This is a genomic window from Ewingella sp. C233 (genome assembly GCF_055407225.1).
The window spans coordinates 830,758-843,365 of sequence record NZ_JBUZRI010000001.1 but is presented as its reverse complement, the minus strand read 5'-3'; the positions used below and the strand labels follow the sequence as shown (position 1 = coordinate 843,365).

Sequence of the window (12,608 nt, the reverse complement as noted above, 5' to 3'; positions counted from 1 at the left end):
TTACGCTGGCTTTGATAGAACGTTATTAAAACCGAACAGCTGTCACTATCTGGCTGGCAGCAACGCATCAAAGGCCGAATATAGCTTCAATTTCTATTGAGAGGTCAGGTGAGAAGAGGCGGCTTACTTCTACAAGTGAACTGGCAGGCCGGTGATCGCCATAATTGCGGTAGAGCACTTTCCGTAGCTCGTTGATCTCCTCAAAAGAGGTGAGGAATATAGTCACCTTGATCAGTGCTGAAAAATCAGTGCCTTCTATGCTGACGATTTTCCTAATTTGGCTGAATATTTCTTCAGCCTGCTCAGCACTGCCTTCATGTTGAGCCGCTGTGCCAAACGCAGTCAGCCCTGAAATATAGAGCGTGTTGTCATGCTTTACAGAATGAACGTAAGGAGCCTTTACTTCACCTAACTCAGGATAATTTTTTCTTACCACATTGTTCATATCTAAGCCCTTTTTGAAAGAGGACCAGTCATAAGCTTATCATTCCTCTGTCAATGCTCAGCGTTAATTGGCAGAGCATGAGGTATGCAATGTCCGTTTAACTTGTGGCATGGAAGCATCTCGATTATTCGTGTCTATTCGCAAAGAATTTGATAACTTGAGTCGCCCCACCACCTTAGAGTGCGATCCTACTAATAAAGGAATAAATAATGAAAGCAAGGGTGCTTTTAAGTCTATTACTTTTGGCAATGTCATTTAATGTTGCTGCATTTACTCAATTCAAACCGGCGGTATTAAATGCTGCTCTTTTGTTCGAGCATGATGCAACTACCGGGAACGTAAAACATAGCCTTCAGTGGATCCGAGATGTTTACGGTAAACTTCAGGCGATGACAGAAGTTAGATATGATCGTAGCGGGTGCTTTACTAATATCAACATGGTCGATAAGGCAAATGACCGAGAGTTTCATTTGGTAAACAAAGATGGCGTACTGACCTCTTTTAAAGGCCAGCGTATTACCGGAAAAATCAATGAACGCTGCGAAATCACTGAGCTTGAGAATGAAAAAGGCAAATATGTGCTCAGCTATAATGTTCGCGGATTGCTTGAAACAATCGCGGACAAAGACACGGGCGAAGTTGTAGAGCGATATGAATATCACAATAGCCAATTCCCTGTACGCATAAGAAACTATAAAGATCAGAAGGACAAGCGTATCTTTTACCCATCCGGAAGCGCGCAATTTCTTGACTCAGAGATAGTATCAAAAAGAGGAGGCTTAACTGTCCGAGTGAAGCAAAGCTGTGCTTACACCGCTGATGGTAATGCAGATAAATGCTCGCTGATAACCTCCACTAATGACGACTATCGTGGCTCAATCTTAATATGGATTTCTAATCACGAAACGGAATATTTTTAATATCTATTGAAAAGAGCAGAACCAACATAACCTCCTCCGAGAGATTGACCTGCTTCCTAATATTTAACGCAATTGAAATATTATTAATGTCCGCTTCTGGCACACAGCAGCCAAGTGCCTGGGGCGGAGTCCGCCATAAACGACAAGCAGAAATGAGAACTGAAAATTAATTCCAGGTATCAGCGGATCGAATTTTCAGAATTGATGCGGAGACTGAGTCAATCCAGACAAAGGGAAATTTTTATTTGAGCAAGGATCAAAATCTGAACAATGTTGTCGCACAGGAGTCATACAGGCAGTATGGATGCTACCTGACACAATAATAAATAAGAGAATTTAATGTTCCGAAAACCGACTCTGATGACTTTACCTCTGCTGATAACATCGGTATCCCTGCTGACAGGATGTCCCCCAGCACCGGATCTAAAAAAGTGGCAGCGTTCTGATACGAACATCGATGGCGTGCGCGTCGCGATGGGTAAATGCGGCGTACAACTCCCTGGCCCCGATATCCCTAAAACGGATAATGAGTCAGTTCTGTATTACCAATGCATGGAGAATATGGGATTTACCCGTAAAGACGGATTCAACATTTGCAGCGTTCGGATTTACCACGATACACCAGCCTGCTTTGAGCAAGAGCAGGGGCATCCCATAAGTCAGAATCAGCTGGATGCACTCCCTTTTGTCGCAGACAGAGGGTTTCATCCGATTAAACCGGATTCCGGCGTGAGCACCTTTTCCCTGATCACCTGGCGTAAAGTGGGGGCGTCACTGCATTTTTCTCATGACGTTGAAAATGACAAACAAGCACTGGCGGTGATGTATCAATGCGGCTATCCGCAACCTTTAGGCTCGGTGCCATACGTGCCGACGCTACGTAAAGCCGCTATTGTTCAGCAATGCATGCTGGATAAAGGTTTCGAGCCGAAATACAAACTCAATCTGGTATGTCGCAATTACCCGCAAGTCACGGGCTGCCCAAAAACATAACTATGTCCTCTGAACTTACCCCAAGGAAGCGGTATTTACGCAGTAGGAATATCCCCCAATGATTATGGCGGTCGATCAAGAGCGAAGAGCGGACTTAATACTTTAAAAAATCAGACAATAAAAACCAAACAACATTTCAAATTTAGTTAAGCCAACGCGACCAAAACATTTAAATCAACTCTCAGCAGCACCTATTAAAACCGGGCTTTCGCCCGGTTTGTCGTTTTCAGCATCAGCGGACATTTAACACCCTGCTCACTCCTCCAGCAACGCCTCTGCGCAGGCCTCGTCAGTGACCAGTCCGTTGATCCATTTACCGGTTAGGGCGGCGCGGACGGCGACGTGTTTGTCGCTTCCCCCCGCCAACGCAATCACCGGTTTACCCTCCTGCGGGTGCAGGCCGACGCTGGTGAGGCGGGCGTTGAGTTCGCTGTCAATGCGCTCACCGTCTGGCCCCATAAAGTGGCCGAGGATCTCCGCCACCGCGTTCTTCGCCATCAGGCGCTCGACGTCGTCGGCACTGATAAAGCCATCTTTGTGTAACGGGCAACCGGGTTCGATAGTGCCGATACCGATAAAGGTGACATCCGCCTGACTGGCCTTCTCGCGAACCGTGCGGTAAATGCGGTGGCTGCACCACATCGCACGGTCGTCCTCACCATCGGCAAACAGCGGTGCGGGCAGAATGAAATAGCGCCCCTGAGTTCTCTCTGCCATCAGCAGCGGAACGTCGTAACGGGTACAGGAGCCGTCAGAGGCAATCGCGCCAATCAGCGACACGCTGCTGTGCTGTGGCCGTTCGATGTCGACCAGTTCATCAATCGCCGCTTTCAGGCTGCGCCCTGACCCTACGCCAATAATCATCGGCTGCTCATTGCGGATAAACTGCGCCATCACCTCAGCCCCGGCGACGGCAATCGCGTGGCTGATGCCAGCGCTGTCCATCCCCTGCCCTGGCACCACCTGACACACTCCCAGGCCGTAGCGTTTTGTCAGCTGCGATGCCAGTTCCATACAGCGCCCGACCGAATGCGAAATATGCACGCTGACCAGACCGTTATCGATGGCGCTGGCCACCAGCCGCTGCGCCACCTGCCGCGAAACGCCCAGTGCGTTAGCGATATCATGCTGCGTCTGCCCCGCCACAAAATACATCCACGCCGCGCGCGCCGCCTGATCCATTTTTTTATCATTCTTACTCATGCGTACTTCCCGAACGGCTGATTTCAATGGCGGCATTTTATCGCCATTTGCCTGCCGCCGTGATCGCAAATTCCGATCAGGATCTGAATATGTGAGCCAAAGCCCATTTGATGGGCAAATGTTCTATTAAGCTAATCACAACTGAGCAAAAGCCCAACTAACGAGCTTAAGCCCAAAGGTTACCTTTAGCGGAGAACATCATGAACACGACAACCCCCTCAACGCCTTCCATCTGGCTGCACATCGGCAGTGGCTCTTTCCACCGCGCCCATCAGGCCTGGTATCTGCACCGCCTGCTGGCAGAAGGTGATAACCGCTGGTCAATTGCGCTCGGCAATATTCGTGAAGACGGCGTACCGCTGCTGAATGCATTACAGGTGCAGGAGGGAAAATATGTGCTGGAAACCGTGACGCCGCAGGGCGAGCGTGAATACGAGATCATCACATCGATTCAGAAAGTCATCCCGTGGGATAACGAGCTGGCAGCACTGACAGAGCAAGGGGCGGATGCACACACCAAAGTTGTCTCCTTTACCGTGACCGAAGGCGGTTATTACCTCGATAACCAGTTCAATCTGGACCGGCTGAACGCTGACATCCAGGCCGATATTAACGGCGGTTGCCGCACTATTTATGGCGCGGTCGGCCATATTCTGGCGCGGCGGATAGCGCGTAACGGCGGTGATGTCACTCTGCTCAATTGCGACAACCTGCGCCATAACGGCGACCGTTTTCATCGCGGCCTGTTGCAGTTTCTGGCCCTGCGCCAGCAGCAGGCCGTGATTGACTGGGTGGCAAAACACGCCAGCTTCCCAAACACCATGGTGGATCGCATCACCCCGCGCCCTTCCCCTGACGTGGCGCTGCGCGTTGAGCAGGCGACCGGCTTTAAAGATCGCGCCCCGGTGATGGGTGAAGCCTTTATTCAGTGGGTGATCGAAGATGATTTTATCGCCGGACGCCCGGCGCTGGAGAACGTCGGCGTAGAGATGGTGGAATCCGTTCTGCCATACGAAGAGGCAAAAATCCGTATTCTGAATGCCAGCCATAGCTGTATCGCCTGGGCCGGAACGCTGCTGGGGCAGAGTTTTATCGATGAAAGCACACGCACTGAGACCCTTTGTAAAATCGCTTACGACTACGTGACCGAGGACGTTATTCCTTCACTGACGCCAAGCCCGCTGAACCTGGAGAATTACCGTGACGTGGTGCTTGAGCGCTTCAGTAACCCGCATATTCAGGACACCAATCAGCGCGTGGCCGCCGACGGTTTCTCCAAAATCCCCGGTTTTATTACACCGACATTGCAGGAGTGCTATCAGCGCGGACAGGTGCCGCACGCCACCGCCATGTTACCGGCGCTGTTCTTTGTCTATATGCAGCAGTGGCACCAGAACCGCCTGCCGTATGAATATCAGGATGGCATTCTCGACCCCGCGGCTGTACATGCCATGTTCAACAGTTCGGATCCTGTCGCCATTTTCGCCAGCGATGAAAAACTATTTGCCTCACTGGCCGGTAACGCGGAATTCACTGACCTGATGCGTAAGTCGGTAGCGCGGGTCAACCAGTGGCTGGCCGATGCCAAACGCGCATAAGGGGAAAGCCATGTATCTCGGACTGGATTTAGGCACCTCGGAAATCAAAGCCGTGGTGATCGATGAACAAGGCAAGCTGCTGGCAAGCGCGGGTGAACCCCTGGAAGTCAGCCGCCCGCATCCACACTGGTCGGAACAAAACCCTGCCGACTGGTGGCAGGCGACTCACCTCGCCATCGCACGTCTGCGCAATAAACTTCCGCAACTGTGGGGGGAGATCCGCGCTATTGGCCTCTCGGGCCAGATGCACGGCGCAGTGCTGCTCAGCCGTGAAGGGCGGGTACTGCGCCCGGCCATTTTATGGAATGACACCCGCAGCGCGGCAGAGTGTGAACAGCTCACCCAAAGCGCGCCGCAGTTGCATCAGGTGGCAGGTAATCTGGCGATGCCCGGTTTTACGGCCCCCAAGCTGCTGTGGGTAGCCCGTCATGAACCGGCCATATTCGAACAAACCGCCACCGTGCTGCTGCCAAAAGATTATCTGCGCTGGATGATGAGCGGCGAGAAAGTCTCTGATATGTCAGACGCCGCCGGAACCTTATGGCTCGACGTCGCCAAACGTGACTGGTCAGACTCCCTACTGGCTGCCTGCGGGCTGACTCGCGACCATATGCCACGGCTGGTGGAGGGCAGCGACGTCAGCGCCACGCTGAAAAATGATATCGCCCGCGCGTGGGGGCTGCGTGACGACGTAGTGATTGCCGGAGGCGGAGGCGACAACGCCGCCAGTGCCGTCGGTATTGGTGCCGTCAATCCAGGTGATGCTTTTATTTCCCTCGGCACGTCCGGCGTGCTGTTTGCAGTTAATGACCGCTTCAGGCCCAACCCGCAGTCGGCAGTGCATGCGTTCTGCCATGCGCTACCGGGGCGCTGGCATCAGATGAGCGTGATGCTTACTGCCGCCAGTGCGCTGCGCTGGTACTGCAATCTGATAGGCAGTAACGAAACCACACTGCTGGCGGAAATCACTCAGCTCAGCCCGGCACAACAGCGGCAGGCACCGATATTTCTGCCCTACCTGTCCGGCGAACGTACACCGCACAACGACCCGAATGCCACCGGCGCGTTTCACGGTATGACCCACAGTTCTGACCGCGCGGCCCTCGGCTATGCCGTGCTCGAAGGCGTGGCGTTCGGTATGGCCGACGGGCTGGACGTCATGCAGCAGGCCGGTACTCAATTACAACAATGTTCGCTGGTCGGCGGCGGTGCGCGCAGCGACCGCTGGGCGCAATTGATGAGCGATGCCCTGAATTTACCGGTAGTCACCCACTGCGGCGGCGAAGCCGGTGGCGCACTCGGTGCCGCACGCCTCGGCTGGCTGGCGGCAGGCGGAGAGTTCGCCGACGTGTGCCGTAAACCGACCATTGAACGCCAGTTCCTGCCTGATATCGAAACCCGCGGCATGCTGGGTGAACGCCTCACCACCTACCGGCAGCTTTATCAGCAACAGGTCGCTTTGCGATCCGCATAACCAAAACCGAGGGCGCCTGAGCGCCCCATCTCTGTCCCTACCTATCACCAACTGCGGGCCCGCCCGCAGAGGAGTCCAATATGCACGATATACAAAAACCGCGCACCCACTGGTTCGGTTTGCCAATGAACCTGTTCTGGGGTTACATCGCCATCGCTATTTTCATGAGTGGCGACGGCTTCGAAATGGCATTCCTCTCCAAACATATTATCGATATGGGCTTTACGGCCTCTCAGTCCGCCGTGGTCTTTACCGTGTACGGGCTGGCGGCGGCGCTGGCGGCCTGGAGTTCCGGCGTGGTCGCGGAGATCATTACGCCGCAAAAAGCCATGCGCATCGGTTTTATCCTGTGGGTGGTGATGCATGTGCTCTTTATGCTGTTTGGTCTGGGGATGAAAAATTATCCGCTGATGCTGTTGTTCTACGGCGTTCGCGGGCTGGCTTATCCGCTGTTCATCTACTCTTTTGTGATGTTGGTAGTACAGACCGTGCCGAAGCAGAATCTCTCTTCCGCCATGGGCTGGTTCTGGGCGATGTACTCAATTGGTATCGGTTGTATCGGCAGCTATTTGCCGAGCTTTACCATCCCGCTGATGGGCGAAACCGGCACGCTGTGGTTCGCGATTGCCTGGGTGGTGGCAGGTGGTCTGATGGCAATCACCTTACTGCGTAACGTGGGTAAACCGAGCATTAAAGCCAGCCTCAGCCCGAAGGAAAAACTGGGCGAGCTGAGCCGCGCGGTAACGATTTTGTTCACCAACCGCAATATTTTCCTCTCCTGCCTGATCCGAATTATCAATACGATTTCGCTGTTTGGGTTCGCGGTGATCATGCCGATCCTGTTCGTCGGCCGTCTGGGCTTTAGCATGCCCGAGTGGTTGCAAATCTGGGCGGTGTTCTTCTTCGTCACCATTTTCACTAACATTATGTGGGGAATTCTGGGGGAGAAAATTGGCTGGTTGCGGCAGGTACGCTGGTTCGGCTGCATCGGTTGCGCCATCTCCAGCCTGACGTTCTACTATCTGCCGGTCTATTTTGGGCACAACTTCTGGATGGCGCTGATCCCGGCCATTATGCTCGGCATCACCGTCGCCGCCTTCGTGCCGATGACCGCCGTTTTCCCGGTGCTTGAACCCAACCATAAAGGTGCAGCGATTTCGATTTACAACCTGTCCGCAGGCCTGAGCAACTTCGTCGCGCCAGCTATCGCTTCCATCGTGCTGCCGTTCTTTGACATCGTGGGCGTAGTCTGGGTCTACACTGCGCTCTATCTGGTCGCCGCCGTGCTGACGGTCATTGTTAAAGTCGAACAGCCGGGGCATCCGTCAAAAACCAAACCCGCGCCCTTACCCGCCGCCTCTACGGTGCGGACATAAAAAAACCGGGCGCAGGCCCGGCTAGAAACTCAATACGTTATCAACCCCAAAATCATTCAAGTCGCCTAGAGGCGCCTGCTTTTGGTACAGGAAGACGGCCAACGCATCTGCGGCTTGAAGGATGCAGGGGAATCAGACGCCCTGCTCGGCAATATCCATCGCAAAGTAGGTCAGGATGATATCTGCTCCCGCACGCTTGATTGCGCCGAGGCTTTCACGCACTACGGCGCGCTCGTCGATGGCGCCGGCCTGTGCGGCAAATTTGATCATCGCGTATTCACCGCTGACCTGATATGCCGCCAGTGGCAGGCGCGAGGCTTCGCGGATATCGCGGATCACGTCGAGGTACGCACCGGCAGGTTTCACCATCAGTGCGTCGGCGCCTTCCTGCTCATCCATCAGGGATTCGCGCACCGCTTCGCGGCGGTTCATCGGGTTCATCTGGTACTGCTTGCGGTTGCCTTTCAGCACGCTGCCGCCTGCTTCACGGAACGGGCCGTAGAGCGAAGAGGCAAATTTCGTGGAGTACGCCATGATTGAGGTATCGATGAAACCGGCTGCGTCCAGCGCGCTGCGAATGGCCTGTACCTGACCGTCCTGAGCGGCGGATGGCGCGATGAAATCCGCACCGGCGGCGGCGGCAACGACGGCCTGTCTGCCGAGATTTTTCAGCGTTGCATCGTTGTCTACGCCGTGGTCATGCAATACGCCGCAGTGGCCGTGCGAGGTGTATTCGCAGAAACAGGTGTCGGACATGACGATCATTTCCGGCACGGTGTCTTTACAGATCCGCGCCATACGGGCAACCAGACCGTTTTCGTTCCAGGTATCACTGCCGGTAGAATCCATGTGTTTGGAGATACCGAAGGTCATCACCGAGCGGATACCGGCGCGGGCATAACGCTCAATCTCAAACGCCAGACGGGATTCAGGAATACGCATCACGCCAGGCATGGCTTCAATCGGTACGTATTCAGATGTCTCTTCTTCCACAAAGATCGGCAGTACCAGATCGTTCACGCTGAATTCAGTTTCCTGAAAAAGAGCGCGCAGCGAGTCGGACTGTCTCAGGCGGCGAAGGCGTGAACTGGGGAACTGATTAGACATGAAAACTCCTAAGAAATTAACCTGTTGCGTGTAGAAAGTGTTCGCATACCAAGTCAGACGGCGGGAGGAAAGCCAGCGCCGTCGAAAAGCGAGAGATCTATTTTATAACAATGCGTATAAAAATGATGAACTTTACGTGAGGGGATATTACAAGGGGTATGCGGTTTATCCGCATACCCCTAATAGGCTTATATCTGCACAAAATGCCCTTTCGATACTTCGCTGTATTTCCTGACTGGCGGCACATAACTGTTATCCCGCACCGGGCTTTTCAGTTCATCAACCTGCATGTGGCGCTTGAGCGCGCGTCTGGCCGGGTCAGGCACTGGCACCGAAGCCATCAGTTTGCGGGTATAGGCGTGCTGCGGATTATCGAAAATCGCGGCACGCGGGCCGATTTCCACAATCTCTCCGAGATACATGACCGCCACGCGATGGCTGACGCGTTCGACCACCGCCATGTCGTGGGAAATAAACAGGTACGACAGGTTCATGCTCTCTTGTAAATCAAGCAGCAGGTTCACCACCTGCGCTTTCACCGACACATCCAGCGCCGACACTGACTCATCCGCCACAATCACTTTCGGATCGAGCGTCAGCGCGCGGGCAATGCAGATGCGCTGGCGCTGACCGCCGGAAAACTCATGCGGGAAGCGGCGCATCATGTCCGGCGACAGCCCAACTTTATGCAGCAGCGCGGCGGCCTTCTCTTTGGCATCCGCGCGGTTATGCAGTTTGTGTTGCAGCATCGGCTCAATCAGCGCGTCACCAATGCGCATTCGCGGGTTCAGGCTGGCGAACGGATCCTGAAAAATCATCTGGATACGCTGGCGCATCTGCAAGATTTCACGCTTGTTGATGTTCATGACGTTGAAGCCGTCGAAGTCGATGGCACCGCTGTGTGGCGTCATCAGCCGCGTCACGGCGCGACCGGTGGTAGATTTACCGCAACCCGATTCCCCCACCAGCGAGAGCGTTTCGCCCTGCAACAGATCAAAACTGATGTTTTCCACCGCGTGCACCGCCCCAACCTGACGGCTCAGTAAACCGCCGTAAACCGGAAAACGGGCGCTGAGGTTTTTCACCGACAGCACCGGCGACTGGCTGATGTCCGGCGTATTGGCGACTTCCACCGGCTGAGTGGCCGCGCCGGTTTGCAGGTCAATTTGCGGGAATCGCAGCGGCCAGGCCCGGCCCTGCATCGATCCAAGTTTCGGTACCGCCGCCAGCAACGCACGGGTATAAGGGTGCTTCGGGCGGTGGAACAGTTCGGCCGTTTCGCCACTTTCGACACATTCACCGCGGTACATCACCAGCGTGCGGTCTGCTATCTCCGCTACCACACCCATATCATGGGTGATGAACAGTACCGCCATGCCCTCCTCTTCCTGCAAGGTTTTGATCAGATCAAGGATTTGCCCCTGAATGGTGACGTCGAGCGCGGTGGTCGGTTCGTCGGCAATCAGCAGTTTGGGTTTGAGCGCCAGCGCCATGGCAATCATGACGCGCTGACGCATACCGCCGGAGAACTGATGCGGGTACTCGTCAAAACGCGCCGCGGCGTTGGGAATTCGCACTTTTTCCAGCAGCCGCAATGTCTCTGCCCGCGCTGCTTTTGAAGACATACCGCGATGACGTTTCAGGCTTTCGGCAATCTGCCGCCCGATGCTGAATGTCGGGTTCAGCGAGGTCATCGGTTCCTGAAAAATCATCGCCATTTCATTGCCGCGAATATCGCGCATCGCCTTGTCGGAGAGTGTCAGCAGGTTGCGCTGATTAAGGCTAACCGAGCCTTCAATTTTGCTGGAATTCGCCTTCAGCAAGCGCATGACTGACAGCGAAGTGACACTTTTGCCGGAGCCGGACTCACCGACAATCGCCAGCGTTTCGCCCGGATAGACTTCAAACGAGAGATCCCGTACCACGGGCAGCCAGTCGTCGTCACCCCGAAAGGCGGTGGTGAGATTTTTCACTTCCAGTACCGGCAGGCGTGGCGTGGCGGCAGGTGCTGTCATGATTGGGGTCATGCTGTTTCTCCGGCAAATTCAGGTCGGTAAATTAACGGCTACGGGCGGAAAGCACCGGTTGCGGCGTAAAGCTGAAATCTTTATCAAACGGGAAGGTATCGCGCACTTTGCGGTTGCGCGGCAGACGTTCGACAAACTGATCCACCACGCCGTTGGAGAGTGCCATCAGGTTTGGCCGGGCAATCGGCGCCAGTTCAGGCGACAGATAACCGGACTTCACTACCACGATTTGGGCAGCATGGGGGTCCAGCCCCAGCGCGGTGAAATCACTGATGTTGTGATACGGTCTGCGGCGCGCCGACACCACGACGTCGATACCGCCGGTGCGCAGCAACGCCTGACGGTCAGCGGGAGCCAGTGCGTCGAGCAGCAGCACCACTTCAAATTCACCTTTCACCTGCGGGCTGTCGTGATCGAGCGAGGCGCCCAGCGTCAACGTTAAGGTTGAACCCACACCGGCGTTGAATGCCGCTTCGGTCGCCGCTAAATCGGTGATCCCGGCGACAATGACCCCTTCGGCATATTGTGCAATAAGTTCGGCCAGCACATCGGCACGGTCACCCACACCGCCGCCGGTCGGGTTGTCGCCGGAATCGGCTAAGACCACGGGCTGCGTCGGGCTGGCGATCGCCTTCGCAACGCAGGCTTTCACGGTGTCGGTTTCACAGCCGAACACGAAATCTTCACGGGCATCCCAATACGCCTGTGCCAGTTGCTTCGCTTCACGCTCAAGCACGGCCTGGTCGGTGCCGGTCATGATCACCGCCGCCGTAGCACGCGGCTCATCGGCCCAGACATAACCGACCATCAGCGAGCTGTCCCACACGCCGTCGATTTCATCCATCGCCGGTAAGCGGGCGTATAAACTCCTGGCCGGTTCATCTTCGGTACTGGTGCGTTCGCCCGGTAATACCACCGGCACAGGCACCCAGAGTAACGTCGGTTTCACACCGGTTTGCAGCGTTTTCACCAGCATGGCGACCGAGCGGCGCATGGTCTCTTCGGTATCAATGTGCGGCGCGGTGCGGTACGTGGAGAACATGTCGATGGCATCAATAATTTTCTGCGAGACGTTGCCATGCAGGTCGTAGCTGACGCTGATAGGACAGTCCGGCCCGACGACCTCGCGGGCAGCAGCGATCCAGTCGCCTTCGGCATCTTCCATTCCTTCTACATACATGGCGCCGTGCATCGGCAGATAGAGGCCGTCGAAGGGCTTTTGTGCTTCCAGACCGGCAATCAGTTCGCCTTTGAATTTCTCATAGGTCGCGCGCGAAACCGGCCCGCCGGCGATAGCACGGGCGTGGATCGTCGGCAAAAACGTCGCCGGATAATCCTGTAGAAACCTGAAATAGGGAGCGGCCAGCAGCGCGGCATCACGCGTGACACGGAAGTCTTTTTCTTCGTTAAGAACCGGATTGTAAGTACTGCATTCGATATGGATACCGCCAACGGCTATACGCAT

The 12,608-nt window shown here is 55.0% G+C and carries 10 protein-coding genes; 5 read left to right on the top strand and 5 right to left on the bottom strand.

Annotation, left to right across the window (positions count from 1 at the left end):
- Positions 1-67 precede the first annotated feature (67 nt).
- Positions 68-445, bottom strand: a complete 378-nt coding sequence (locus ACZRKO_RS03875) for a RidA family protein (protein WP_463735931.1) — start codon at positions 443-445, stop codon at positions 68-70.
- A 209-nt stretch (positions 446-654) separates the two neighbouring features.
- On the opposite strand from ACZRKO_RS03875, the gene ACZRKO_RS03870 reads away from it, so the two are divergent.
- Both ACZRKO_RS03870 and ACZRKO_RS03865 read left to right on the top strand, forming a co-directional pair.
- Positions 655-1,365 (top strand): YnfC family lipoprotein, encoded by a 711-nt coding sequence (locus ACZRKO_RS03870; protein WP_463735930.1) that lies wholly within the window; start codon positions 655-657, stop codon positions 1,363-1,365.
- 339 nt (positions 1,366-1,704) lie between these two features.
- Positions 1,705-2,358: a hypothetical protein gene (locus ACZRKO_RS03865; RefSeq protein ID WP_463735929.1), complete on the top strand. Its 654-nt coding sequence runs from the start codon at positions 1,705-1,707 to the stop codon at positions 2,356-2,358.
- A 255-nt stretch (positions 2,359-2,613) separates the two neighbouring features.
- Here ACZRKO_RS03865 and ACZRKO_RS03860 read toward each other — a convergent pair whose 3' ends face one another.
- Entirely contained in the window at positions 2,614-3,561 is a 948-nt protein-coding gene (locus ACZRKO_RS03860; RefSeq protein ID WP_463735928.1) for a sugar-binding transcriptional regulator, read from the bottom strand.
- 200 nt (positions 3,562-3,761) lie between these two features.
- Between ACZRKO_RS03860 and dalD the strand changes: the two genes are divergently transcribed.
- The 3 genes from dalD (at position 3,762) to ACZRKO_RS03845 (ending at position 8,009) form a co-directional block, all read left to right on the top strand.
- The gene (dalD, locus tag ACZRKO_RS03855) at positions 3,762-5,159 is read left to right on the top strand and encodes a D-arabinitol 4-dehydrogenase (protein ID WP_463735927.1); all 1,398 of its coding nucleotides are present in this window, start codon (positions 3,762-3,764) and stop codon (positions 5,157-5,159) included.
- A 10-nt stretch (positions 5,160-5,169) separates the two neighbouring features.
- Positions 5,170-6,633 (top strand): xylulokinase, encoded by a 1,464-nt coding sequence (xylB, locus tag ACZRKO_RS03850; protein ID WP_463735926.1) that lies wholly within the window; start codon positions 5,170-5,172, stop codon positions 6,631-6,633.
- Positions 6,634-6,713: 80 nt separating this feature from the next.
- The gene (locus ACZRKO_RS03845) at positions 6,714-8,009 is read left to right on the top strand and encodes an MFS transporter (RefSeq protein WP_463735925.1); all 1,296 of its coding nucleotides are present in this window, start codon (positions 6,714-6,716) and stop codon (positions 8,007-8,009) included.
- Between the two features lie 132 nt (positions 8,010-8,141).
- On the opposite strand, the gene hemB is transcribed toward ACZRKO_RS03845, so the two are convergent.
- The 3 genes from hemB to ACZRKO_RS03830 form a co-directional block, all read right to left on the bottom strand.
- Positions 8,142-9,116, bottom strand: coding sequence for a porphobilinogen synthase (hemB, locus tag ACZRKO_RS03840; protein ID WP_463735924.1), 975 nt, complete (start codon positions 9,114-9,116; stop codon positions 8,142-8,144).
- A gap of 188 nt (positions 9,117-9,304) precedes the next feature.
- Positions 9,305-11,143 carry an ABC transporter ATP-binding protein gene (locus ACZRKO_RS03835; protein ID WP_463735923.1) on the bottom strand — a complete coding sequence of 613 codons (1,839 nt, stop codon included), beginning with the start codon at positions 11,141-11,143 and terminating at the stop codon, positions 9,305-9,307.
- 31 nt (positions 11,144-11,174) lie between these two features.
- Complete coding sequence (locus ACZRKO_RS03830) at positions 11,175-12,608, bottom strand: M81 family metallopeptidase (protein WP_463735922.1); 1,434 nt, start codon at positions 12,606-12,608, stop codon at positions 11,175-11,177.

What these genes read in the sequence shown, in the direction of transcription:
- ACZRKO_RS03875 (WP_463735931.1), bottom strand. Translation starts at nt 445, where the DNA reads ATGAACAATGTGGTAAGAAAAAATTATCCTGAGTTAGGTGAAGTAAAG.
- ACZRKO_RS03870 (WP_463735930.1), top strand. Translation starts at nt 655, where the DNA reads ATGAAAGCAAGGGTGCTTTTAAGTCTATTACTTTTGGCAATGTCATTT.
- ACZRKO_RS03865 (WP_463735929.1), top strand. Translation starts at nt 1,705, where the DNA reads ATGTTCCGAAAACCGACTCTGATGACTTTACCTCTGCTGATAACATCG.
- ACZRKO_RS03860 (WP_463735928.1), bottom strand. Translation starts at nt 3,561, where the DNA reads ATGAGTAAGAATGATAAAAAAATGGATCAGGCGGCGCGCGCGGCGTGG.
- dalD (WP_463735927.1), top strand. Translation starts at nt 3,762, where the DNA reads ATGAACACGACAACCCCCTCAACGCCTTCCATCTGGCTGCACATCGGC.
- xylB (WP_463735926.1), top strand. Translation starts at nt 5,170, where the DNA reads ATGTATCTCGGACTGGATTTAGGCACCTCGGAAATCAAAGCCGTGGTG.
- ACZRKO_RS03845 (WP_463735925.1), top strand. Translation starts at nt 6,714, where the DNA reads ATGCACGATATACAAAAACCGCGCACCCACTGGTTCGGTTTGCCAATG.
- hemB (WP_463735924.1), bottom strand. Translation starts at nt 9,116, where the DNA reads ATGTCTAATCAGTTCCCCAGTTCACGCCTTCGCCGCCTGAGACAGTCC.
- ACZRKO_RS03835 (WP_463735923.1), bottom strand. Translation starts at nt 11,143, where the DNA reads ATGACCCCAATCATGACAGCACCTGCCGCCACGCCACGCCTGCCGGTA.
- ACZRKO_RS03830 (WP_463735922.1), bottom strand. Translation starts at nt 12,608, where the DNA reads ATGCGTATAGCCGTTGGCGGTATCCATATCGAATGCAGTACTTACAAT.